Annotated in this window: 17 protein-coding genes and 2 pseudogenes; 7 read left to right on the forward strand and 12 right to left on the reverse strand. The window is 72.1% G+C overall.

Going from position 1 to position 24,167, the window contains the following annotated elements; all coding sequences use genetic code 11:
* Positions 1–111: 111 nt before the first annotated feature.
* Complete coding sequence (locus OV079_RS31205) at positions 112–3,966, reverse strand: hypothetical protein (protein ID WP_267772718.1); 3,855 nt, start codon at positions 3,964–3,966, stop codon at positions 112–114.
* A gap of 233 nt (positions 3,967–4,199) precedes the next feature.
* Between OV079_RS31205 and OV079_RS31210 the strand changes: the two genes are divergently transcribed.
* On the forward strand, positions 4,200–5,276 hold the full coding sequence (locus tag OV079_RS31210) for a M24 family metallopeptidase (RefSeq protein WP_267772720.1): 1,077 nt from the start codon (positions 4,200–4,202) through the stop codon (positions 5,274–5,276).
* Between the two features lie 248 nt (positions 5,277–5,524).
* On the opposite strand, the gene OV079_RS31215 is transcribed toward OV079_RS31210, so the two are convergent.
* Positions 5,525–5,704: a hypothetical protein gene (locus tag OV079_RS31215; protein ID WP_267772721.1), complete on the reverse strand. Its 180-nt coding sequence runs from the start codon at positions 5,702–5,704 to the stop codon at positions 5,525–5,527.
* Between the two features lie 387 nt (positions 5,705–6,091).
* On the opposite strand from OV079_RS31215, the gene OV079_RS31220 reads away from it, so the two are divergent.
* Positions 6,092–6,919 carry a hypothetical protein gene (locus OV079_RS31220; protein ID WP_267772722.1) on the forward strand — a complete coding sequence of 276 codons (828 nt, stop codon included), beginning with the start codon at positions 6,092–6,094 and terminating at the stop codon, positions 6,917–6,919.
* A 376-nt stretch (positions 6,920–7,295) separates the two neighbouring features.
* Here OV079_RS31220 and OV079_RS31225 read toward each other — a convergent pair whose 3' ends face one another.
* The 3 genes and pseudogenes from OV079_RS31225 to OV079_RS31235 all read right to left on the reverse strand — a co-directional run bounded on the left by OV079_RS31225 (position 7,296) and on the right by OV079_RS31235 (position 11,991).
* Positions 7,296–10,703, reverse strand: a complete 3,408-nt coding sequence (locus tag OV079_RS31225) for a PAS domain S-box protein (protein WP_267772723.1) — start codon at positions 10,701–10,703, stop codon at positions 7,296–7,298.
* Between the two features lie 118 nt (positions 10,704–10,821).
* A pseudogene (locus OV079_RS58910) lies at positions 10,822–10,956 on the reverse strand (hypothetical protein); the annotation flags it as partial.
* Positions 10,957–11,160: 204 nt separating this feature from the next.
* Entirely contained in the window at positions 11,161–11,991 is an 831-nt protein-coding gene (locus tag OV079_RS31235; RefSeq protein ID WP_267772724.1) for a glycosyltransferase family 2 protein, read from the reverse strand.
* On the opposite strand from OV079_RS31235, the gene OV079_RS31240 reads away from it, so the two are divergent.
* Complete coding sequence (locus OV079_RS31240; protein WP_267772726.1) at positions 11,933–12,679, forward strand: hypothetical protein; 747 nt, start codon at positions 11,933–11,935, stop codon at positions 12,677–12,679. The genes OV079_RS31235 and OV079_RS31240 overlap by 59 nt on opposite strands.
* Positions 12,680–12,745: 66 nt before the next feature.
* On the opposite strand, the gene OV079_RS31245 is transcribed toward OV079_RS31240, so the two are convergent.
* The 5 genes and pseudogenes from OV079_RS31245 to OV079_RS31265 form a co-directional block, all read right to left on the reverse strand.
* Complete coding sequence (locus OV079_RS31245) at positions 12,746–13,204, reverse strand: hypothetical protein (RefSeq protein ID WP_267772727.1); 459 nt, start codon at positions 13,202–13,204, stop codon at positions 12,746–12,748.
* 499 nt (positions 13,205–13,703) lie between these two features.
* Positions 13,704–14,520: pseudogene (locus OV079_RS31250) on the reverse strand (amidohydrolase family protein); the annotation flags it as partial.
* A 530-nt stretch (positions 14,521–15,050) separates the two neighbouring features.
* On the reverse strand, positions 15,051–15,479 hold the full coding sequence (locus OV079_RS31255) for a nuclear transport factor 2 family protein (protein ID WP_267772729.1): 429 nt from the start codon (positions 15,477–15,479) through the stop codon (positions 15,051–15,053).
* A 439-nt stretch (positions 15,480–15,918) separates the two neighbouring features.
* Complete coding sequence (locus OV079_RS56365) at positions 15,919–18,045, reverse strand: histidine kinase (protein ID WP_267772730.1); 2,127 nt, start codon at positions 18,043–18,045, stop codon at positions 15,919–15,921.
* Positions 18,042–18,716 (reverse strand): response regulator, encoded by a 675-nt coding sequence (locus OV079_RS31265; protein WP_267772733.1) that lies wholly within the window; start codon positions 18,714–18,716, stop codon positions 18,042–18,044. Before OV079_RS31265 ends, OV079_RS56365 begins: the two co-directional genes overlap by 4 nt.
* 319 nt (positions 18,717–19,035) lie before the next feature.
* On the opposite strand from OV079_RS31265, the gene OV079_RS31270 reads away from it, so the two are divergent.
* A complete protein-coding gene (locus tag OV079_RS31270; protein ID WP_267772734.1) occupies positions 19,036–19,524 on the forward strand; it encodes a hypothetical protein in 489 nt (162 codons plus the stop codon).
* Positions 19,525–19,774: 250 nt separating this feature from the next.
* Positions 19,775–20,665 (forward strand): MBL fold metallo-hydrolase, encoded by an 891-nt coding sequence (locus OV079_RS31275; protein WP_420829437.1) that lies wholly within the window; start codon positions 19,775–19,777, stop codon positions 20,663–20,665.
* A gap of 529 nt (positions 20,666–21,194) precedes the next feature.
* Here OV079_RS31275 and OV079_RS31280 read toward each other — a convergent pair.
* Positions 21,195–21,527, reverse strand: a complete 333-nt coding sequence (locus OV079_RS31280) for a hypothetical protein (protein WP_267772737.1) — start codon at positions 21,525–21,527, stop codon at positions 21,195–21,197.
* Positions 21,528–21,899: 372 nt separating this feature from the next.
* On the opposite strand from OV079_RS31280, the gene OV079_RS31285 reads away from it, so the two are divergent.
* Positions 21,900–22,745, forward strand: a complete 846-nt coding sequence (locus OV079_RS31285) for a 2-oxo acid dehydrogenase subunit E2 (protein ID WP_267772738.1) — start codon at positions 21,900–21,902, stop codon at positions 22,743–22,745.
* 36 nt (positions 22,746–22,781) lie between these two features.
* On the opposite strand, the gene OV079_RS31290 is transcribed toward OV079_RS31285, so the two are convergent.
* Positions 22,782–23,042, reverse strand: a complete 261-nt coding sequence (locus OV079_RS31290; RefSeq protein ID WP_267772740.1) for a hypothetical protein — start codon at positions 23,040–23,042, stop codon at positions 22,782–22,784.
* 484 nt (positions 23,043–23,526) lie between these two features.
* Between OV079_RS31290 and OV079_RS31295 the strand changes: the two genes are divergently transcribed.
* Positions 23,527–24,042: a hypothetical protein gene (locus OV079_RS31295; RefSeq protein ID WP_267772741.1), complete on the forward strand. Its 516-nt coding sequence runs from the start codon at positions 23,527–23,529 to the stop codon at positions 24,040–24,042.
* Positions 24,043–24,167: the final 125 nt, after the last annotated feature.

Below are 24,167 nucleotides of genomic sequence, written 5' to 3' on the forward strand. Positions count from 1 at the left end.
CCTGCGACGGGTCGCTCGCCGGCGACATGTCCCGTGGGACACTTGTTGCTTGAAACAAGAACCCCGGCGCGGCGCTGCGGCGCCGGCCGGGGATGCTTCACGGGATTGGACTCAATCCTTGGCGAGGAACCAGCTGGAGCCGACGACCGTGCGGACGAGCGCGGCGATCGTGCCCTTCGGGTCGGGGTCGCGGGACAGGCGGTAGCCGGGGGTGCGCATGGCGGCCGGCAGCAGCGGGCGCAGCAGGCTGTCGAGCTGCTGTTCGCCCTCCTCGACGATCTTGCCGCGGAGCAGCCCGGCGAGCACCCCGTCGCGCTCGATGTCGAGGTGGAACTTCGCGTCGTCGAAGCTGTAGGACACCCCGGCGAACTTGTAGTCGAGCACCGTGGCCCCGTCGATCTCGATCGGCGGGTCGGCGGTGACGATGAGACCGTGCTCGCCGATCCGGACCACCAGCATCGTGTCCGGGGGCAGCAGGACGCGCGCGAGCTTCGAGTCGTAGAGGATCCGGCGGCCCTCGTCGTCGAGCGGGAAGCGGTCGAGCACCGCCGCCACCGCCGAGAAGTCGGACTCCGCCGCGGCCGGCTCGTAGCCGCTCAGGGCCTTGCGCACGGCCGCCTCGAGCAGCGCGTTCTCCAGCTGGCCGAACTCGCCGAACTGGACCTCGCCCGACTCGAGGTGGTAGCGCGCGCCGTGGAAGTCGACGCGCATGCGCAGGCCCGGCACGTCGAACTGCAGCCCGTGCTGGCTGGCGACCGCCACCTCGCGGCGGTTCGCGCTCACCGTCAGCACGTCGCCGGGCTGCACGTGGACCAGCGCGTTGGCCAGGCCGAGCGGCAGCTGCGCGTGCAGCACGGTGATCCGGCCCGGGTCGGGCTCGGGCATCGGCGGCTGCGGTAAGATCCGCAGGCCCAGCCGCTGCATGAACGCCGGCATACGCGGGATCACCAGCACCCGCAGCAGGTCGGACAGCACCTGCTCGGTGCGCGGGCTGACCGGCGACGGCTCGTGGTAGAACCGCTCCTCGATCCCCGCCACCCCGAGGCGCACCGCCCCGTCGGCGAACCGATAGGACGCCTCGTGGAAGGTGAAGGACGGCATGTCGGCCAGCGCCGGGCCGCTCAGGCGCACCCCCGCGACCGAGCGGACCGCCACGCCCTCGGCGTCGACGCTCAGCTCGAGCGCGCCGCCGGTGGACGTGCAGACCTCGATCGGGCCCCACTCGGAGTTGGCGCCGAACACCACCAGGACCTCCTCGCCGGGCGCCGCGGTGACGTGCGCCGGCCAGAACCACGGCAGGACGCGCGCCAGCAGGCCCCTCACGACATGTCCCAAGAGCCAGTTGTCGAGCTCGCCGGCGGCCGGTCGACAGGTCAGCTCGACGGTGAACGGCATCAGCGAGATCTTGGCGCCGAGCGCGTCGACGTGGATGCCGAGATCGGGCATGCGGACCACGCAGCCCTCGCCGAAGTCGAGGTGCGCGCCGTCGCGGCGCAGCGCGACGGTGGCCGGGCGCTGGCGGTCGACGTGGACCGTCAGCGGGCCGACGACCGGCAGCTCGAGCAGGAAGACCGGGGACGACGCGGGCGCGGGCGGCAGCGGCGGCGGCGGCCACGGCTGCGGCAGGCCGAGCCGCTCGGCCAGCGCGTGCAGCACCACCTTGGGGGTGAAGTGCGCGTGCAGGCGGCGCACCAGCGCGTGCAGCAGCGGGCCCGCCGGCGGCTGCGTGACCAGCTCGATCTGCTCGCCGTCGGGGCGCCAGCGGATCGCCTCGACCGCGAACTCGCCGATCAGCGACTCGCCGACCGGGCGCACCTGCAGCGGCGCGGTCGCGCCGATCGCCAGCGCGCCGGCGACCTTGGCCACGGTCAGCGACGCGCCGGGCGGCAGCGTCAGGTCGAACGCGAGCCCGAGCTTCTCGCCGAGGAAGCCCGCCATGACCTGTCGCAAGAGCCAGGTGTTGTTCGGGTCGGCGTCCGGCCACAGCGGCATGACCTTGCGCAGCGCCGGCAGGACGATCGCCTCGAGGCTGGCGGTCGCCAGCGCGACCAGGTAGTCGCCCGCCGGCGGCGAGGTGTCGAGCACCAGCTCGTGGCGCGGCAGGTCGTAGCGGGCGCTGCGGAGCTCGAGCATCAGGCCGAGGTCGCGGGCGACCAGGTACAGCCCGCGCTCGCTGCGGAACGTCAGCTCGGCGGGCCCGAGCGAGCCGCCCAGCGTGTCCTGCGGGTCCATGCGCAGCTCGAGCCGACCGAGCACCGGCAAGGAGAATCCGAACACCTCGCCCGAGAACCGCGCCAGGCGCTCCTCGTCGAGCACCGGCGCCTCGTGCTTGCGCACGCCGATCCAGCTCGGCGCCCGCGGAGCGCCCTCGGTGCGAGCGACCGCGGTCAGCACCGCCTGCCCGAACTCGCCGAGCCCCGGGTCGCCGTCGACCTCGAGCGCGCCGTCCTCCCAGCGATAGGCGATCCGCCGCAGCTGCGCCGGCGGCACGTGCCAGGCCGCGGGGAACCCGAGCGACAGCCCGCCCGGGGCGGTCAGCACCAGCGCCTCCTCGGTGTGGCGCAGCTCGATGTCGAAGCCGCTCTGCGTGTGCACCTCGAACTGCTCGCCGCCGGCCGGCTGACGCCACAGCACATGGTGCTCGCTGCCGTGCGGCGGCGGCAGCACCCCGTGCTCGCGCAGCCAGCGAGCCGGCAGCAGCGGCGCCAGGTACTGGTCGGACGCGCGCTGCACGATCGCCTCGAGCAGCGGCCCGAGCGGCGGATCGGTCTGCACGTCGATGACCGGGATGTCCTCACGATCGAGGTGGACGCGCGTGCGCACCAGGCGGAGCTCGGCCAGCTCGGGGAACTGATCGGAGTAGAGGTAGATCCCGCGCGGGGCGTCGAGCCGCACGCCGTCCTCGGCCTTGATCAGAGCGACGTCGCCGCCGCGATCGGTGGCGATGGCGAGCGAGCTGAACGGTCCGAGGGGATCTTGCTCAGCGTACGGGTGGCCGGCGGGGGCTCGTCGGCGGAGATCCGCAGCGTCGCGAGGGCGGCCGCGATCGCGGCCTTGGAGCCCGAGAACAGGCTCGCAGCGCCGCTCGCGCTCGCGCGCGTGCGGGTGCCCCGGGGTGCCCTCGGCGCCCGCGGCGCCCGCGGGCTGCGACTCGCCCTCCTTCAGCGCGTGGTCGTCGGCGCGCAGGCGATGGATGAGCTCGACGAGGTGCTCGCGCCGCTCGGGATCGGCGAACAAGTCGTAGCCGGGCTCGCGCATGGCGTCGGGCAGGCGCTTGCGCAGCCAGCGGGTGGCCTGCCTGGAGGCGGCGCGCACGAGGGCCCGCCGCACCGGGCCCAGCGGTGCGCTGACGACCTCGACCGTGGCGGTGGCGAAGTCGTAGCGGACGCGCAGCACCGAGAAGCTGAGCCCGACGGCGCGGATCACCAGCGGCCGCGACACGGCGACCTCGAGCGCGTCGCCCCGCACCTCCACAGAAAGGATGGCGAGCGGGTCGAGCGAGGCGACCACGCCGGGGAAGCGGCGCCGGAACTTGAGCTGATGCGCCTCCGCCTGGTCGGGGAACAGCCGGGTCGCCGCCGCGTGCAGCATGCTCCCGCCCGGGGTCCAGCCGAGGGTGTGCCGCAGGACGCTACACAGCGCGACCGCGAGCGCGCGCGGCAAGAAGGCGCCGACGCCGTCGCTGTCGGTGTCGACCACGCCGTCGACCAGGTCGACGTAGAGCCGCCGCAGCCGCGCCGACGGCAGCTCCACCGGCCGCACCTCGAGCCCGCTGCCGAACTGCAGTTCGATCGCGTCGGCGTCGACCTCGAGGCGCAGCGGCTGACCCAGCCCGAGAGCGACGTCGACGTCGCCGACGAGCGGGACGGTCAGCCGCCCCAGATCCTCGCGCGGCAATACGGCGGTCACATACTCCCCGGGCGGCTGAATCTCGTGGTGGACGGGCTGCGGCTGCGGATGCGGCATGGCCTCGATGTAGTCGGCAATGCCGCGGACGCTCGTGGCAAGGGCCACGTCGCGCCATAGCGGACGCCAGGGCGCTTTCACTGCCTCGGCCGCCCGCCGCCGGCGGGGTCGTCGCAAGCTGCGCAGCGCCCCGCCTGTGGAGGTCGTAATCATTGTCCCCGCAGCCCGCTTGCCGATCGTCGGAGATCGCCAATCATTCCCCGGCGGACGCTCCGCTCGTGGAGGTGCCGCCAATGACGGAGATCGCCGACAAGCTGGCGAAGGTCCGCTGCTGCATGGACGCGTCGCAGCTAGCGGCCGTGCGCCTGCGTGGCTCCGACTGGTTCGCGTGGGCGACCGCCGGCGGCTCGAGCGTCGTGCTGATGACGAGCGAGGCCGGGGTCGCCGAGGTCCTGGTGACCGCGGACGAGGCGTGGGTGCTGACCGACGCGATCGAGCACGAGCGCCTGCAGGCCGAGCAGATCGCGGGGCTGCCGATCTGGTCGCACCCGTGGACGACGCCGGACTCGCGCGAGCAGTTCGTGGCCCGCTGCACGGCCGGGGGCCGCGTCGCGTCCGATCGCCCGCAGGACGGCGAGCTGCCGCTGCCGCGTCCGCTCGCGCGCGCCCGCTGGTCGCTGTCCGGGCCCGAGCACGAGCGCTACCGCCGGCTCGGGCGCGAAGCCGCCGAGGCGATGACCGCGGCGCTGCAGGCGGCCCGACCCGAATGGACGGAGCTGCAGCTGGCCGGGGCCGGCAGCGAGGCGCTGGGGTCGCGCGGCATCGAACCGGCGCTGATCCTGGTGGCGGGCGAGCGCCGCCTGCCGCTGTACCGCCACCCGACCCCGCGCGACGAGCGGCTCGGCGCGCGGGCGATGATGGTGTTCTGCGCCCGTCGCCACGGGCTCTACGCCTGCCTCACCCGTCACCTGTACTTTCGGACACCCACGCCGGAGGAGCGGCGGGCGGCCGCGATCGTGGCCGAGGTCGAGGCCGCGGCGTTCGCCGCGTCGACGCCCGGCGCCGCGCTGTCGGCGGTGCTCTCGGCGATGGTCGCCGCCTACGCGCGCGCGGGCCAGCCCGGCGCCGAGGCGAGCCACCACCAGGGCGGCCCGTGCGGTTATGCGGCGCGCGAGTCGATCGCCCGCCCGGGCAACTCCGAGTCCCTCGCCGAGGGCGGCGCGGTCGCCTGGAACCCTTCGCTGCCCGGGATGAAGATCGAAGACACCGCGCTGCTCCGCGGCGGCGCGCTCGAGCTGGTCACGGTCGATCCGGCCTGGCCGACCGTCACGGTCGCCGGCCGGCCGCGGCCCGACCTGCTGGTGCGCTGATTCCTCGCGCTGCGCACATAGACGACCACGGGCGCCCCGAAGGCGCGCCCGTGGTCGGGCCCCGATCGGACACAGCGATGACCGATGGCAATGCCACCATCGCCGCGCCTTTTATTAAATACCCGATCATCCGCGGACACGCGGGCGGGCTGTCGCCCGGCTGCTCCTCACGCTCGCTATCCTCGGGCGCCTCCTCGATCGGCGACGCCGCTGCTGCGACCCGAGAGATTGTGCGATCGATTCGTCCGTCAGCGGATCCGCGGACACGCGGGCGGGTTGTCGCCCGGCTGCTCCTCGCGCTCACGGTCTTCGCGGTCGTCGTATTCGTCCTGGTTGCGGCGGTCGCGGAGCCACCGCAGCGCGCGCTCGTCACACGGCCACGCCGGTGCCTGCTCTTCTCGTCGCGGAGGGTCTTGCGCTGTCGACATGAGAATCGCTCCGATCCGCCTGTTCTGGATTCATAAGAGCGTGGGCGACGTCCGCTCGGCCGACAAGCGGGCGCGTCCGCGGCGCGGTCGGGCAGGCGCCGGCGCGCTCGGCCCGGCGAATGTGGGCACCTCAACGCTTCGTCCGCGCGCGTGCTGACTTCTTCGGCTTCGCCTCTTCGAGCTCGCGTTCCGCGACAGCACGAGCGTCCTCGGCCTCCGCCGCCCGCTCGCGCGCCGCCTCGGCTGCGCTCGCCGCCTTGTCGGCGCGCTGCCTGGCTGCCTCGGCCGCGCGTTCGGCTCTTGCGCCTCGCGCTCGGTCGTTCGCGCCGTCGCCTCCGCGCGCTTGACCAGCTCCGCGACTCGTCGCGCCTCGCGAAGCGCCTTCTCGTGGGCCCGCTGGAGGTCGGTCCGTCGCCGGCGCTCGGCTTGCTCGGCGCGTCGCTGCTCCGCTCGCTCGTGCGTCTGCTGGCGGCGCTGCTCGGCCTTCTCGGCCGCCCGCGCCGCCTTCTCGGCCGCCCGCGCCGCCTTCTCGGCCGCCCGGTCGCGGGGCGCCTTCTTCTCGCGCACGGGCTTCGCTTTCTTGGTCTTCTTCTCGCGCTCGGGCTCCTCGCGCTCGCGCCGGCCCGGCTTCTTCTTGGACCCGCGCTCACGTCGGCTCGTCTTCTTCTTGGCCCCGCGTGCCTCTTCTTCCTCGACCTCTTCTTCGGCCTCTTCTTCCTCGGGTTCTTCTTCCTCTTCGCGCTCCTCTTCGCGTCGGCTCGCCTTCTTCTTCGCTCCGCGCGTCTCTTCCTCTTCCTCGACCTCTTCTTCTTCTTCACGCTCCTTTCGCGTCGGCTCGCCTTCTTCTTCGCTCCGCGCGTCTCCTCCTCGACCTCTTCTTCTTCCTCGCGCTCTCGTCGGCTCGCCTTCTTCTTCGCCGCGCGCGTCTCTTCTTCGTCCTCTGCAGCCGCGCCGCCCGGGCGGGCTGCCAGCATCTCCATCACGTCGCCGAAGTCGGCCGGCTCGAGCTCGGTCGCCAGCGTCCCGCTGCGCAGCAGCTCGCGTTCGTGCTCGCTCGCCGTCGGCACCGACTGCAGCGTCACGCGGATGCTGTCGAGGTGGTCGCCGGGCGTGCGGATGCCGGCCTCCGCGAGCACGTTCGTGGCGCGCTGCAGCAGCTCCCACACCACGTCGTGTTGGGCGCGCATCGCCTCGCGGACCGCCGCGCCGCCGTGAGCCGAGCGCAGGCGGTCTCCCGCGCGCAGCAGCGCCTCCATGCGGGCCGGCTCGCGGCGCGCCAGCTGATTCACCGTCCACACCGCCGTGCTCGGCTTGCGCAGCGCCTTCACCCGCGTCGCCGCCGCGCTGTCGCCCTTCGCTCGCAGCTGCTTGGCCAGCGCGTCGCGCACCGCGGTGAACTCGTCCAGCGGCGCCGCGTACAGCTCGTCGAGCCCGGCCGTCGCCGGATCGTCGGTGCTCCTGGCCCGCCGCGCCATCCTCAGTTCTCGTGGCCGAGACCTGCCCGGGCGCCAGCCCTCGCCTGTCCGTCACCCGGCGGAGCCCGCCGAAGCGACCTCCGCGGACCACGGCGGAGCTCGCGCAGGACGCTCGATCACACCGTCGCCAGCAGCTTCTTGAGCTCGGCCAGCGGCACCGGCTTGACCATGTGGAGGTCGCAGCCCGCCTCCTTCGAGCGGGCCCGGTCGCTCTCTTGCCCCCAGCCGGTCAGGGCGATGATGCGAATCGCGGCGCCCCACGGCTGCAGGCGGATCTGTCGCGTCGCGTCGTAGCCGTTGAGCCGCGGCATGCCCATGTCCATGAGGATCAGGTCGGGGCGGAACGACTCTGCCCCCGCCACCGCTGCCAGTCCGTCGTGGGCCACCTCGACCTGGTGTCCGAGCAGCCGCAGCATCATCGCCATCGTCAGCGCCGAGTCCTCGTTGTCGTCGACCACCAGGACCCGGCGGCCGCCGCTGCTGTCGCGCTCGCCGCCCGGTCGGCCCGGGCTCGCCGACGGCGCCTGCGGCTCCTGCACCGGCAGCGTCACGGTGAACGTGCTGCCCGTGCCCGGCCCTGCGCTCTCGCAGGTCACCGTCCCGCCGTGCATCTCGACCAGCCCCTTCACCAGCGCCAGCCCGATCCCGAGGCCGCCGTTCGAGCGCTCGATCGAGCGATCGATCTGCGAGAACATGTCGAAGATGCTGGTCAGCGCCGCTCGCGGGATGCCGATCCCGTCGTCGCGGACCTCCACGCGCACCTCCCCGCTCGAGCGCTCCGCGCTGAGGCGGATGTGCCCGCCGGGCGGCGTGTACTTGGCGCTGTTGGTCAGCAGGTTGCTGAACACCTGCGCCAGGCGGGTCAGGTCGGCGTCGAGGATCACCGGCCGCGGCGGCAGCGAGATCTCGAGCGAGTGCCGGGCCGCGTCGATGAACGGCCGCGCCGTCTCGACCGCGTTGTTCACCACGTCGGCGAGGCTCACCCGTGCGCGGCGCAGCTCCATCTTGTTGCGGCTGATCCGCGACACGTCGAGCAGGTCGTCGATCAGCCGGACCATGTGCTCGAGCTGGCGGTCCATCACCGCCTGCGAGTGCGCCTGGATCGCCGGGTCGTCGGACAGGCGCAGCGCCTCCAGGCCGTTGCGGATCGGCGCCAGCGGGTTGCGCAGCTCGTGGGCCAGCAGCGCCAGGAACTCGTCCTTGCGCCGGTCCTGCTCGCGCAGCGCCGCGTTCAGGCGGGCGTTCTCGATCGCCACCGAGGTGATGTGCGCCAGCTGGACCAGCGCCACCTCGTCGCTATCGCTGAACCCGCCGCCCTCGTCGTCCCACAGCTGGACCAGCCCGAGGTTTTCGCCCTGGCGGTCGACGAACGGCGCCGCCAGCCAGCGTCGCGGGCCGCCGCGGCCGTCGCTGCGGTTCGCCGGGCCCTCGCCGGCCAGCCGCAGCGGGCGCTGGCTGCGGCGCACCAGGTCGGCCAGCGCCTCGACGCCGCCGGGCGCCCCGTACTCGCGGCGCAGACCTGCGCCCGTGGTCGTCATCGCCAGCGGGCCGCTCGCGTCGTCGGCGCTGCTCAGGCTCGAGCAGGCGTGGCCGGCCCCGACGATCCGGCGCGCCTCCTCGGCGACGGTCGCCAGCACGGTCTCGAGCGACTGCGCCGAGTGGATGGCGAGCGACGCGTCGGCCACCTGCCGCAGCATGTGGGCCTGCTCGCGCTCGCGCTCGAGCGCCTGCGACAGCCGCAGCTCGTCGCGCTTGTCCTCGGTGATGTCGACGGTCACCCCGTCGAAGCGGATGGGCACGCCGTCGGCGTTGCACATCGCCCCGCCGAGCGCGCGGATCCACTTGACCGCCCCGGACTCGGGCTCGACCGTGCGGTAGACGATGTCGTAGGGCGCCAGGTCGCGGATCGACGCGTCGATCGTCGTGCGCGTGCGCTCGCGGTCCTCCGGGTGCATGCGCTCGTAGAACGTGCCGATGGTGACGCGCGCCGTCGGCGGCAGCCAGAAGTGCTCCTTGACCCGCGCGTCCCACTGCAGCTCGTCGAACGGCAGGTCGCAGTACCAGAAGCCGACGCCCGACAGGCGCACCGCGAAGTCGAGGCGCGCGCGGCTGTCGGCCAGCGCTCGCTCGGCCAGCGACCGCGCGGTGACGTCGCGGCTGACCGCCAGGTGGTTATAGCCGCCGCCGGCCGCCGGAAGCGGGACCGCGGTGCTCTCCATGTGCCGCCGGGTGCCGCCCAGGCCGACGATGTCGAACGCGAGGTTGCCGGGCTCGCCGCGGCACACGCGTTCGTGGAAGGCGCGGAAGGCCGCCCGGTCCTCGGGCGCGATCACGTCGTGGATGTTCCCGCCGAGCGCCGCCTCGCCGGCCTCGATCATGCCCAGCCCGGCCGAGTTCATCTGCAGCAGCGTGCCGTCGGGCGCGATCAGCTTGACGCACTCCGGCGTGGCCTCGACGATCGCCCGGTAGCGCGCCTCGCTGTCCCGCAGGCGCCGCGTCGTCCGGGTCCGCTCGAGCGCCTCCCAGCAGCGGTCGGCCACCGTGCGCAGCAGCGTCACCTCGTCGGCGCTCCAGCGCCGCGGGCCTCGGGTGTGGACCGCCATCGTGGCGGTGAATTTTCCTTGCTTGTGCAAGGGCACGCAGACCCCGGCGCCGATGTGCGCCGCGCGATAGGCCGACAGGTCGGCGCCGACGCGCGGGTCCTGCTCGACGTCGTCGATCACCCACGGCTCGTGGGCCCGCATCGTGCCCAGCAGCGTCGGGCCGAACGCGGCCACCGGCCAGCGGCCGACCATGCTCGGCATCCCGCGCGAGTAGTCGCCGTTGACGACGAACGTCGCCTCGTCCTCGACCTCCGCGTAGGCGCAGCGGTCGGCGCCGACGTGCTCGGCGAGCATGCGCGTCGTGACGGCCAGGACCTCCTCGGGCTCGCTCAGCGGCTGGGTCGCGGCCGCGAGGTCGGCGAGGAAGCGGTGGCGGCCCTCGCTGGCCCGCAGCGCCGCCTCGGCCTCTTTTTGCGGCGTGATGTCGCGGGCGATCTTCGACGCCCCGACGATGCGGCCGTCGCTGTCGCGCAGCGGCGAGACCGTGAGCGAGATGTGGAGCCGCCGCCCGTCCTTGGCCATGCGCACGGTCTCGAACGCTTGGATGCGCTCGCCGCGGACCAGGCGGCCGAGGATCAGCGCCTCCTCGTCGATTCGCTCGGGCGGGATGAGGATCGTGATCGACTTGCCGACGACCTCGGCGGCGGTCCAGCCGAACAGCCGCTCGGCGCCGGCGTTCCACGTGCGGATGACGCTGTCGAGGGTCTTGCTGACGATCGCGTCCTCCGAGGACGCGACGATCGCCGCCAGGCGGGCCTGGGCCTCCTCGGCCCGGCGGCGCTCGCTGACGTCGCGGAACACGAGGACGGCCCCGACCGGCCTCCCCGCGCCGTCGCGGATCGGCGCGGCACTGTCGTCGATCGGGCGCTCGACGCCGTCGCGGGCGAGCAGGCACGTGTGATTCGCCAGACCGACGACCACGCCCTCGCGCAGGGCCCGGAGCGCCGGGTTCTCGGCCGGCGCGCGTGTGCTCGTGGACGATCCGGAACACCTCGGTCAGCGGGAGGCCCACGGCCTCGCTCATCGGCCAGCCGGTCAGCGTCTCGGCGACCGGGTTGAGGTAGTTGACGCGGCCGTCGACGTCGGTGCTGATGACGGCGTCGCCGATGCTGGCGAGGGTGATCTGCAGCCGCTCGCGCTCCCTTGCGAGCTCGTCGTCGTCGCGCAGCATCATCGACTCGCGCGGACCGCTCCGGCGCAGGGGGCGGCGCGCGTCCCCGGGGCGTCACGGCGCTCGGAGGCTGCAGTTCGCGGCGGAGAGGCCATGAGGCAGCAAGGCTAGGCCGAGGTCGCCGACGTCGCAAGCGGGGCGGGCGAGCGGTGGCGCACCCGCGAGTCGCCGCCCGGCGCTGCGAGCGGCGCACTCGAAGACGGGAATCTACGGCGCTGCGGGCTCGACCGGCAGCACCCGCGGGGCGTCGACCTCGCGGTCGGGGACGGTCGTCGGCAGCTCGAGGTGGTAGACGCCGCTCGGCATCAGGCCGCAGCCGCCGAAGCGGGCCATCACGCGCAGCTGGGCCAGCACGTCCTCGCCGCAGTGCTCGCGCGGCAGCTCGGTCCAGAAGTCGAAGCCGCCGACGGCGCGCAGCTTGGCCGCGTCGTAGAGCACGCAGCCGCCGACCCACGCGATCTTGTAGCAGCGCGTGGCGCCCGGGCCGAGCCCGAGCGAGCGCTGGACGTGCCACAGGTTGGCGGCGTTGTGCAGCTCGTGGCGCTGCCAGGCCGCACCGCCGGGCTCGACCCGCTCGGGCTCGACGCGGCCCGGCCACAGCTCGACGCGCTGCTGGTGCGGGCGCACCGAGTCCTGCCGGCTGAGGCCGATCACCGCGCTGCCGACGAACCCGCAGCCCTCGCGCGCCAGCGCCTCGGTCATCTGCGCGACCACCCACGGCTCCAGCAGCAGGTCGTCGTCGAGACACAACAACTGCTCGGCGCGCGCCTGCGCCAGCAGATAGTGGCGCTGCTCGGCCAGGCCGCGGCGCGGCAGATGGCGGTGCAGCTCGACCTCGTGCCCGTGGGCCCGCAGCACCCGCACCACGGCGCGCAGCTCGCCGGCGTCGACCGCCGGCGCGTCGCCCTGGTCGGACACCACCACGCGGAACGGCGCCCCGCCGGGTGCCGCCAGCGTCTGCGCGCACAGGCTGGTCAGGGTGACGGCCAGCGCGGCCGGGCGATCGCAGGTCGGGATCAGGACGTCGAGGGTCGGCATACGAGCTGCGGCGGATGAGGTTGCATGCGCAAGGAACTCCCCTGGGATACACCGCGCGCGAGGTCACGGGCGCGTCGGCCCGCAAGCATGCGCAAGCGCCGAGGTCGAGCAAGCGCGGCGCGACGCCTCGCAATCACCGGCCGACGCACCGCGCAGCATCTCCGCGCCGCGCGGTTATTTCCCGGACAATGCGCGGAGGGCGAACGACGGCGGCCCGGCGTGGTGCGATGAATCATCCTCGCGCGCCGCCACCCGAACGCCGCGGCACCTGCACCTGCACGCCCACGTCGACCAGCGGCGCTGGACCCGGGAGTTCTCGCGCTACGACGCCGGCTGGCTGCACTTCTTCGCCAGCGGCAACGACGGCGACATCGCCCGCGCCGACTGGGACGACCTCAACATCCCCGCCCGCGCGGCGACCCTGGCCGCCGCCGGTCTGCCGATGATCAGGCGCGCCGACGACGGCGCCCGCGTGGCCACCCGGAGCCTGAGCCGCCGGCTCGGCGTCGGCGTGTTCGCCCGCGACATGGCCGACCTCGCCGCCCAGCTGCGAGACACCGCCCGCACCCAGGCGATCCGCGAGCAGGTGTGGCGCGTCCGCGACGAGTTCACGTTCGACCGCCACGCCGACGACCTGCTGGCGTTCCTCGGCGAGGTCGCCCGCACGGGCCCGCGCGCGAGCGCGTGATCCGACGCGGCGAACCACATGTCCCATGAGACATGTATTTCGGGGCCCGCGGACGCCGCGGGCGCCTCACTCGGGGAACACCTCCGGGTCCGGCTCGCACTCGATCGCCTCCTCCTCGCCGCACACGGCCAGCGTCTCGACGAAGCCTTCGTTCAGGCAGGTGAAGCGGGCTAGCGCGTCGGGTTCGGCGAGGCAGCCCTCGAAGTAGCTGGCGTCCGCGAGGGTCAAGTGGGTGCCGGGCCCGCGCCGGCACCTTCGCGGGTAGGTCGGTCGATACACCGCCGTGCCGTCGTCGCGGAGGTCCAGGATCACTTCTTCGGCGGTCCCGGCGTCGAAGCCGAAGATGACCGTCCACGCGATTCTCCCCGGCCTGCGGTCCCGCAGCGCCTGGATCGCGCACTCGAGCGCGGGCTCGTCGTCCACGGCCCACCACATCTCGGGATCGCACGGCTCCCACTCGCAAGCGACGACGAAGTCTCGCAGCTCGTCACCACCCCGCAGCCCGGACTGCCGTTGCAGCTGCACAGCTCCGACTCCGGGACGTCGGGGGCGGTCGGGCCCGTGCTGGAGGAACCGGAGCCGGGCCCACCGGTCGAGCCGCTGTCGCTGCCGGTATCGGTGTCGGTGTCGCTGCCGGGCGCAGGACCGCAGGCGACGAGGGCATACAAAGCGAAATAAAGTAAGCGAGACTTCATGCCTCATTGTGACACTCGCGCCGCGCCGCCCGCAAGCATCCGCGGTCCGGCGACGCTGCGGCGCGCCGGAGGCGGCACTCTGCCGCAACACGCCCCGGTGTGTCGGACGGCGATCGGACGTCCGCGGCGAGACGCGCCCGGGCCGGACCGCGCCGTCCGGTCGCGTCGCCCGGGCTCCCGGATCAGCCTGGCCCATGGAGAACGCCTGCACCGCGGGTGATCGTCCTCCGCCGCGCATGCGCCGATCGTCCCCTCGAATTGAACAAGCACCGCGCGTCGCCAGCGAGGGATCGTCCTCCGCCGCGCGGGCGTCGAGCGTCACCCCGATCAAACACGCGCCGCGCGTTGCCGGCGAGGAACAGCGCGCGCCTCGTCGTCGAGGCCGAGCGCATCGAGCCCCGCGAGCGCCCGCGCCGGCGGGATCATCGGCCAGTTGCTGCCGAACAGCACCTTCTTGCGCCCGTGCGCCGCCAGGTACTGCACCAACGTCGGCGGGTAGCGCTTCACCGTGTACGCGGAGGTGTCGATATACACGTTCGGGTGCTTGGTGCAGACCGCGACCATCTCCTCGGTCCACGGGTAACCGATGTGGCCGCCGACGATCACGAGCTCGGGGAAGTCGATGGCGATCTGGTCGACGTAGGGGATCGGTCGCCCGACCTCGGAGGGCTTGAGCGGGCCGGTGTGGCCGACCTGCGTGCAGAACGGGACCTGTAGCTCGCAGCACTCGGCGAACAGCGGATAAAACCGCGGGTGCGTCGGCGGCAGCTCCCACAGCCACGGCAGCACGCGCACGCCGCGGAACCCGAGCTGCTTCACGCAGCGCCGGAGCTCGCGCACCGCGTCCATCGGCCGGCTGATGTCGACCGAGCCGACGCCGACCAGCCGATCGGGCGCCTGCGCGACCCATGCGGCGACCTCGTCGTTGCTCACCAGCGCGCCCATCGGCCCCACCCACGCGCTGATGATCCCGCGCGTGACGCCGCCCTCGTCCATGCCCGCGAGCGTCGCCTCGAGCGGCCACGGCCCGGCGAAGTCGTTGCCCGTCCAGCGCTTGAGCGAGTCGAGCCACGGCTGGGCCATGAACCGCGGCGTCGGGTGCTGCATCCAGGCGTCGATGATCGGCGGCGAGTCGGCGGAGCTCATGCGCGCCGACCTAGCACGAGCCCCGCGCTCCCGATCACGTCGAAGCGCGCCGGTCACGGCCCCGCGCACTGCCGCTCGCACGCGTCGCTCGCCGGCGGCTCCCGGGTGGCCCAGTGCAGGCCTGAGCCGCGTGGGGTCGCGGGCAGAGACGGCCTCGAAGAGCGTTCTTCGCGGCCGTTCTGGGCGGCTCCGCATGGGGAGCCTTTCACGAACCCGGTGGCGGCGCTCTTGGCGAAACGAGCTCTCTCCGCTCGCACCGGCCCGAGCATGCGAACACTTGCGAATCCAGTGTTTCGTGCGCGGCGAGCCCGGACATTCTTTCGCGTTCGCACCGTCGCGCGACGGATGCGGGGGCCGTTCGCAGCCACCGGACGAGTCCAGGACGGATGCCGTCCAGAGCTACTGGCCCGCGCACGCGCGTCGGTGCCTGGGTACTGCAGCTCGCTCGAGTGCGGACGGCTATGGCCACAGGTGTGCGAGCCCGGTCTTCGGCGGAACGCCGCGCTGCCGACACAATCGCGCGCGTATCGTCATCTCGGGGACTTGTCAGTGGGTCCGCCGAAGATGCGCTTGACGAGCTCCGTGTCCATGTACTCGCGGATCTCCGCGATCTTGCCGTCCCTGAGCCTGAGGACGATGCCGTACAGGTTGTTGTAGCTGAGTCCGTCCTTGGTGCGTGATTCACCCTGGGCCTCGACGAAGACCTGATCACCTTCGGCAATGGCGTTCGTCACGGTGATCTTGATCGGGCCGTCGAGCCGCGCGAGCAGGAGAGGCACGTAGTTCGACATGATGTCCGCTTTGCCGCGGTAGGTGCCGGTGAACAGATGATCGCCGAAGTAAGTGATGGTCACGTCCTCGGTCATGCTGTCGAAGTAGCTCGCGACATCTCCTGCTTTCAGGGCGGCATAGCCCTTCAACACGATCTGCTTGTTCGATTCACTGGTGCTGGTGCTCATGGTGCTTCTCACTTCTGGATGGGGAGATCGAGGGGTCCCTGGCATCGGCTCGCATCGTCGCGGGTGGTCCGGGCGGCTCGCTCGCGGCGACGCGGGCGGCCTCGTCGATCACATCGGCGACGGCTTTCGCCTGCGTCATGAAGAGCGCGGGCGGAGGGTCTGAGCGGCTTTCGTCATGAGGAGACTCCCAATCGAGCTGAGGCCGGGTGCGCCGGTGCCCCCACTGTTGCACAGTGGCGCGGCGGATGCCTCTCTCGATGGAGAGAGACGGCAGCGCTCCATGGAGAGAGCGAACGTCTCGCCCGGCCGGCGGACTCAGGTCGTAAGCGGCATGTCGACGACCAGCCGGGTACCCGCGCCGAGCATCGAGTCGATCCGAAGCGAGCCGCCCATGTCCTGGACTCGGGCCCGCATGTTGCGGATGCCGAAGCCGTCGCTGTCACCCTCGACGAAGCCGACCCCGTCGTCCTCGACTTGCAGCCGGATTCCCGTCGACGTTCGTGCGAGTGACCTCGATGGCAGTTGCCTGCGCGTGTCGCAGGGCGTTGTTGAGCGCCTCCTGGACCACGCGGTAGAGGTCGTGTGAGCGAACGGGCCCGAGCTCGGCGCCGAAATCCCAGCTCTGCGAACGAAAGTCGCAAGCGACCTTGCCCGGCACGCTGGCGCCCTCGACCAGGTACGCCAGCGCCGACGCCAGGTCCTCGCGCGAGGCGCTCTCCGGCTGCAGCGCCATGACGGCGCGGCGGGCATCGGCGAGCCCTTCGCGCGCCAGGCCGGCTGCGCGGCGCGCCAGTTCCTTGGCGTGGGCGAGGTCACTCTGGGTTTCGGCAAGCGCGCCGAGCTGCAGGAGAATGCCGGTAAAGCCCTGCGCCACGCCGTCGTGAATCTCGCGCGCCATGCGCGAGCGCTCGGCGAGCAACGTCTCGCGGCGGGTGCGGCGCTCCAGCTCGGTCGACATTGCAGACAGGCGGATCGCCAGCGCGGTTTGCTGGCAGATCGCCTCCACCAGCCATTCGATGGCGTCTTTGTGCTCCGGAGCGGGGGAGAACCCCAAACGCAGCACGCCGACAACCTGGTCACCGTCGAAGATCTCGGCATCCAGCACGTGCTCGATGCTCCGGTCGCGCCACGGCAAGCCTCCGTCGGTATCGTCCTCTTCCACGTGGCGCCAAGCCAAGTTGGACGGAGTTCCTCTGGAGGCGCTTCGCGAATCGGGCGCCGGAGGACCCGGCGGCTGCATCGCGTGAGCCATGAAGGCCACGAGGTGGAGCTGGCCGCCCAGCAACCGCGTCAGGCCGCCGGCTCGCGCTCCCACGGCAAGAACCGCTTGCTCGAGGATGGCCTGCAGTGCGGCGACAGGATCACCGCCATCGGCCATGCGCTGGTTGATCGCACGGAGCACGGCATTCGCCGCCTCGAGCTGGTCGGCGCGATGACGTGCATGGCGCGCCTGCTCGAACTGGACCGCCTCCAACCGCTCCCGCTCCCGCTCGATCGTGCGCTCGATCGCGCGCTGACGCTGCAGTGCCGCAGCGATGGAGTTGGCAGCGAGCTGCAGCACACGAAACTCGACACCGTCCGCGCCCAAGTTGGGCTCGAAGCACCAGCCGAAGGCCAGCATCCCCGCGTAGCCGCCCTCGACCAGCAACGGTAGCGCGCCGCTCACCGCCACACCCAGCGCTTGATGTCGAAGGCTGAACGGGTCGCTGCGTCCCGCCGTGCGCCACCAGAAGGGGGAGCCTGACGCGAGCCCTGCGACGGCTCCGGGCGGGGCCACGTCATCGAAGAGAACCGAGAGGGATTCGGTAGCCTGAGACGGCTGTCCGGGCGCAAGCCACTCTTGGGTCAGTCGGTGGCAAGGCCGCCCGTCGAGCTCGTCCCGCATCAGGAGGACCACCCGATGGCAAGCTGCCATCGCACCGATGTGCGGCAACACCTGATCCAGGGCGGACTCGAGATCGCCGAGCAACAGCAGGTCGCCCACGACGTCGAGCGCCGATTCCATGGCGGCCTCGCGCGCCAGATGGCGACGCCGCACGGCGCGAGAGCGCGTGCCCTCGGCGTCAGAACGGCCGAGAGTGCTGGCGATCAGCACCGCCATCGAGCGCAAGATGCTGACCTCCCGGGCAGGAAACACGGCCTGGCCTCGGCACTGATCGATGCTGAGGATGCCGCGCACTTCCCCGTCCACGAGCACGGGCACCAGCAGATCTGCCGTGGTTCCGCTGCCCGCGTTGACCTCCAGATTGCGGCCGGACTTACCCGCGAGGGTCGTGCTGTAGATTTCTCCGCGCGACAACGGCCTGATGACCTCGTCGAAGTCCTCGTCGCGGTAGGGTCCGGGTCGCATCGGCTCGATGCCCTCGCGCACCCAGGCCGAGATGCAATGCGAGACTCGGGCCGAAGTGTCGCGCACGAAGTACTGCATCCGATCGGCGTCGAGTGCTTGGCCTATCTTGCGCACGACATCGACCATTGCCGTGAGCGGATCGCTCGGCCGTGCCAGCAGCTCGCCGCAGTCGGCCAGGAGACCCAGCAGCTCGTCATCGGTTGCCGAGCTGGTCACAGGTGGAGCAGCCCACGCCGTGCAGCGATTGCGACGGCCTCGGTTCGGCTCATGGCGTCGAGCTTCGCCAGGATCGCTTTGACATGCGTCTTGACCGTGCCTTCCGTCATGTCGAGGCGGCTGGCAATGTCCTTGTTGCTGCGACCCTCAGCGTTTTGGACGAGCACATCCTGCTCGCGTCGGGTCAAGGCGGCATGGGACAGGCGCCGCATGGCCTTGGCCGCCACCAAGTGCGAAGTGTATTGGCCGCCGCCGCCGACCACCCGGATCGCGGTCAGGATCTCGGAAGGGGGCGCGTCCTTCAGGAGATATCCCTTCGCCCCCAGCCGCAGGCAACGAAAGATGTCCTCATCACCGTCATAGGTGGTCATGACCAGCACCCGCGCGGCCGGATCTGCGTCGAGGGTGCGCGTGGCGGCCTCGAACCCATCCATGCCTGGCATCCGCAGATCCAGCATCAGAACGTCGGGTCGCAGGGAGATGTAAGCCGCCACCGCGGAGGCGCCGTCCGCCGCCTGACCGACGACCTCCAGGCTGCCGTCCGTCTTGATGATCGACGCCAATCCGTCTCGAACCACCGGGTGATCATCCACCAAGAGAATTCGCAGCGCCTCATGGCTCATGCTCGTCACTCCGACGCGAAGCTGGGAACGTTGCGGCTCGACGGCCAACCTTCTGCGGAGTCTAGCACTACGACCCAGACCGGGACGGGCAGTGCATCCGCGACGAGGAAGACCTCGAGCGCGCGGGCAGCGTGACCGCCGACGATCGCGTCGAGGTGTAGCCCTGACTCGCGCCGCAGCGCCCGACGCGCACCCGCGCGGGCGCGACGTCGCTACGACCGCGGCTAGCCGCCGCCGGCCGAGTTCGGGCTGTCGTTGTCCGTGCGAGGGTCGGCCCCCAGAGCGCGGATTCGTCGCTGTGGGGCGGGGATAAAAAACCATGCGCTCGATTGGCCGCGACTTCCGTTGCGTGCAAGTCAGGGCGTGCATGCGAGAGCCCGACCATCCGCCGTCGCCGCCGGAGATCGTCCGGCGCCTGCAGTTCCACCGCGAGCAATGGCTGCTCCTGCCGCTGATGTTCGCGGTGCCGATCCTGGCCCTGCTGGGGCTGCTGGGCGGGCCGCGGGTGCGCCAGGAGATCGATCTGGGCGGGGTCCGTCTGGCGGTGGAGTTCGCCCCGCGCGACCACCTCGAGGACTGGGGCCGCATGCACGTCACGGTCGTCAATCGCGCGGCGGCGCCGCTGGTGGACGCGCGGGCCGAGTTCGCCGCGGGGCTGCTCGACCGATTGTGGCGACCGTCGTTTCACCCGCAGCTCGCGCGCGTCGAGGCCGACTGGTACGTCGTCCCGCTCGGCGACGTCCCGTCGGGGGCGAGGGGGCAGCGTCTGCGGATTCGTCATTTCCTCCCGGAATGGCCATTGCGGAGCCGGCGCGCCGCCCCGGGTATTTCCGCGTTTGCCCGCGAGCAATCGTGATCATTGGCGATTCCCGCGCCCGCCGGGCCGAGCCATCGCCTCGACGGCGAGCCGCCGTTCGCATGATTGGCGGTTCCGACGCGGTCGAGAGGCCCACACCGGCCTCGACCGCCGATCGACGCAGATCGGCGGCTGCGCCGGCCATCGAGCATCCGCGTCGGCGCGCCAGCAGGGGCGCGCCGCCTCGGCCGGCGCGCGGGCATTTGACGCACCCGCCCCTGGCGCTCAAGCCTGAGCCGCGGAGGTCGTCGTGCGCATTCATCACCTCAACTGTGGAACCATGTGTCCGTACGGCGGGCGCCTGATGGGCAAGCCGGCGGACGATCCCGGCCCGGCGCGGATGACCTGTCATTGTCTGCTGCTCGAGACGGATCGCGGCCTGGTGCTGGTCGACACCGGCCTCGGCCTCGAGGACATCCAGAGCCCGACCACCCGCCTCAGCCGCTTCTTCGTCGGCATGATGCGCCCGCGCTTCGACGTGGACGAGACCGCAGTGCGCCAGGTCGAGCGCCTGGGCCTGTCGCCCCGCGACGTCCGCCACATCGTCCTGACGCACCTCGACTTCGACCACGCCGGCGGGCTCGCCGACTTCCCGCACGCGCAGGTCCACCTGCTGGCCGACGAGGCCCACGCCGCCCAGCGCCGGGCCGGCGCGATCGCCCGCGGCCGCTACCGTCCGCAGCAGTGGTCGACGGCGGGCTCGTGGCAGACCTACGCCCCGGCCGACGGCGAGGACTGGTTCGGCTTCGCCTGCGTGCGCGACCTGGTGGGCCTGCCGCCGGACATCCTGCTGGTCCCGCTGATCGGCCACACCGCGGGCCACGCCGGGGTGGCGGTGCGCGCCGACGAGGGCTGGCTGCTGCACGCCGGCGACGCCTACTTCTCTCGCGGCGAGCTGAACACCGACCACCCGCGCTGCCCGCTCGGCCTGCGCGCCTATCAGACCATGATGGAGTTCGACCGCCAGGCCCGACTGCGCAATCAGCAACGGCTGCGCGACCTGTCGTATCAACACGGCGACGCGGTCCGCGTCCTGTGTGCCCACGACCCGGTCGAGTTCGAGACCTGGGCAGCTCGCAGCCCGCACGGCCAGCCGCCTCACCCGCACGCCCCGCAGTCGCCCGGCGTCGGCGTCGGTTGACCCATTCGCGGCGGCCCGCCGCCTCACCCGCACGCCCCGGCAGCGCCCCGGATCGACGACCGAATCCGCCGCGCCCCATTTAATACAAATACATGTCCCCAGGGACATGTGAGCGTACGCGCCGCACATGAACGAGGCGAGCGGGCCCGCTGAGCCGCTCGCCCCTTCCGGGCGCCTCGGATCGGCGACCGAATGCGCCGCGCTTCACTTATGACATGTCCCCAGGAACATGCGAGCGTACGCGCCGCACGTGAACGAGGACATCGGGCCCGCTGAGCCCCTCGCCTTGTCCGGGGCGCCCCGGATCGACGGCCGAATGCGCCGCGCTCCACTTACTACATGTCACCGATGACATATCATCTTACGCCGGCGGTCACCGCCGGTGAAAAGCTATCGGGCCCGCCAAGCCGCTCGCCTCGCCGCGCGACGCATCCGTCGTCCGGTACGCCGGGCACGACGGGAGGCGATCTCGTCTCCGCCGTCCCGCGCGCCGCTCACACTTTGGCCGAACCGCCCGCGGCGCCGCGCGCTACAGGCCGAACGTGCACTCCAGGCCCGCGCCGATGGCACAGACCGCGAAGTCGCCGCACTTGTCGCCGGCGCACGACTGCAGGTCGGTGACGGTGTCGGCCTGCTCGTCCGCCCGGCAGCGGTTGAGCCGGTTGTGGCACCGCTTCTCGCACGCCTCCGCGCGGACCGCCTTGTCGCACTCGCTCGCCTTGGCGCAGTACGACTTGCAGCCGGCGTCGATCTGCGCCAGCGTCGCCCCGGGCTTGTTCTCGGCCTCGCTGCAGGCCCCGCCGAGGAAGGCGCCGAGCACCGCGAATCCCAGCATCTTTCGCATCACCTTATTAAACGTCATCGCCCTGTCTCCGCCGTCTTCGTGGGCGACCTCGCCCGTCCCGCAAGCGGGCGACCGCGCTCGCGCTCGCGTGAATCGCACGAGTCTGCCTCACCACAATCGCCGGGTGACGCGGGGCGCAGCGGCGTCATGCGATTCCCTGCGCGCGGCGGATCGCCCTGCACGACGGATCGCCCCGGCCCCTTCCTGCGCGCCGTCGCGGCCGGTGAGCCGCGCACTCGCCCGCGAGGACACGCACGCCGCGAGTCGAGACGAGCGAGGCGCCGCCGCCGCTCCCGCGTTCACGCCTCGTCGCGCCGGGCCTGCGGGCGGGCTGCGACCTCTCCGCAGGGGTCGCGCGGCCCGGCGCGGCGACTGCTCGCAGTCGAGGGCATGCGCACCTTCAAGGCCCGGCCCGCCGCCGAGCTCTCGCTGTTCCGTCGGCTCGCGCTCGCCACCTGGGACGACCCGCGCGATCCGTCGATCCGCGGCACCCTCGAGCTCGACGCCACCGCCGCGCTCGCTCACCTCGAAGCCCTGCACGCCCGCACCGGCCAGCGCGCCACGCTCACCCACCTCGTCGGCCGGGCGCTCGCCGTCGCCCTCGCCGAGCGCCCCGAGCTCCACGTTTTGGTCCGCCGCGGCCGGCTCTACCCGCGCGACGACGTCGACATCTTCTTTCAGGTCGCGCTGACCGAGGCGCACGCGCCCCCCGGCGGCTGCGACCTCACCGGCCTGGTCATCCGCGGCGCCGATCGCAAGTCGCTCGCCGACATCGCCCGCGAGTTCGGCGAGCGCGTGGCGGAGGTCCGCCGGGGCTGCGACCCGCAGCTCGGGCCGACGCGTCGTCGCCTGGCCGCGCTCTCGCCCGCGCTGCTGCGCCCGCTCCAGGCCGCGCTGGACATCCTGCAATACCGACTCGGCCTGCGCGTGCCCGGGTTCCCGCAGGCTCCGTTCGGCTCGGCCGCGGTCACCAACCTCGGCATGTTCGGCGTCCGCTGGGCCTACGCGCCGCTGTTCCCGCCGGCGCACTGGCCCATCCTCCTGCTGGTCGGCGCCGTCAAGCCGCGCCCGTGGATCGTCGAGGACGACGGCGATGCCCGCGTCGAGGTCCGCCCGGTGCTGCCGCTGCACGCGACGCTCGATCACCGCGCGCTCGACGGGGTGCAGGCGGCCCGCCTGTCGGCCCGCATCGAGGAGCTCCTGCTGCACCCCGAGCTGCTCGAGCTGCCGGCGTGACGTGGCTCGCCGCGCAGTCGACCCGGGGCGCATGTTTCAAGAACCACCGCTCCCATCGTCGCCATAAGGCGACTCACGAATCGCCTCGACGAACAAGCCCGTGACAGCCGGCGGCTCACCCGTCAGCGCGACGCCGCCGACGTACATGTAGAAGTCGTAGCCGAAGTGCACATGAAACTCTGGCCCTTCCAGCCGACACCACAACACCTCCCGCAGGGCCAGCCTCGCCACCTCGCGGATCGCGGCCTTCTCCAGCCAAACCCCTTCGGCCAGGCCCTTCTTCGCATCCCCCCACACCTCTCCAGGGCGGCTCGATCGTTCGCCTCCATGCCGCACACCTGCAACTTTTCCACGTGGCCCCGCTCGAGGAACTTGTCGAGGAGCTCGAGGTATCTCGCCTCCACGACGAGATACTCGGCGAGCGTCAACACCCCGCCGGCGAACGCCTTCCCGATGTCGCCATGACTGGTCCACTCGTCACGCGTATACGCCCCGCCTGCATCGCGAAGAGACGGGTCGTACTTCGAGATTCGAAACACCGGCATCAGGCACCTGCTCTCTCGCGATCTTCATCGGGCTCGTCGGCGCTCGGCGTCCGCACAGCATCAGGGCGCCGCGGTGCCTCCAGCTTGCTCCTTGCCGGGTCGGCGTCCAAGGAGCTCATGGGCGCTGGCCAGCCTCGGCGCCGGTGAAAACTCATCTGCCGACCCGGCCACGCGGACTTTGAGCCGGCGGGCCGCGGCTCTGCGGGCAGTCGGCCGCATCGGGTAGACTGTTCTCGGTGCGGGCCACCTTTCCTCATGGCTGGGTCTGGGTCGGCGGCGAGGGCGATGACGGCGCCGACGCGTGGACCTGCGGCGCCTACGAGGCCGGGGAGGTGCGGACCGCCACGCTCACGGGACGTGCCGGCACGCCGGCCCCGGAGCGGCGGTGCGTGCTCCAGCACGCGTGGCAGACCCGGACGAGCGCGAGCTACACCTGTCTCGGGGCGTCGCTGCTGCCGGACCGCGCTCGGCTTCGCATCGAGGTCGTCGACGGGCGCCACCTCGGCCCCACGCTGACCGGCGAGATCCTCGCTGGCGCGTTGACCGGGGCCGCAGCCTCGAATGTGCCGGGCGTGCTCCGATTCGACCGCGCGCGTGCTCCTCGTCGACCTCGACCCGGCCCTCTACCGCCGAGCGGCCCGGGTGATCGCGGAGCTCTCGCCAGCGACCTCGCTGCGCTCTCGGAAGCGTCGCTCGGCGAGCGGACCGCAGGTCTGTGGCGCGCGGGCGATGCCCCGGGGCGGGGCTCCTGAAGTCGACGCGGTGGCGATCGGCTGGTCAGCGCCGCCAGGCTCGGCGCTCGGCACGCGCCGGGGTCGGACCGACGCATATGCGTTCGATCCGACTCATGTCCTTATAGACATGTCTTGAAGGCCAA

The sequence above is a fragment of the Nannocystis pusilla genome (genome assembly GCF_026626665.1).
In the GTDB taxonomy this organism is placed as follows: domain Bacteria; phylum Myxococcota_A; class Polyangia; order Nannocystales; family Nannocystaceae; genus Nannocystis; species Nannocystis pusilla.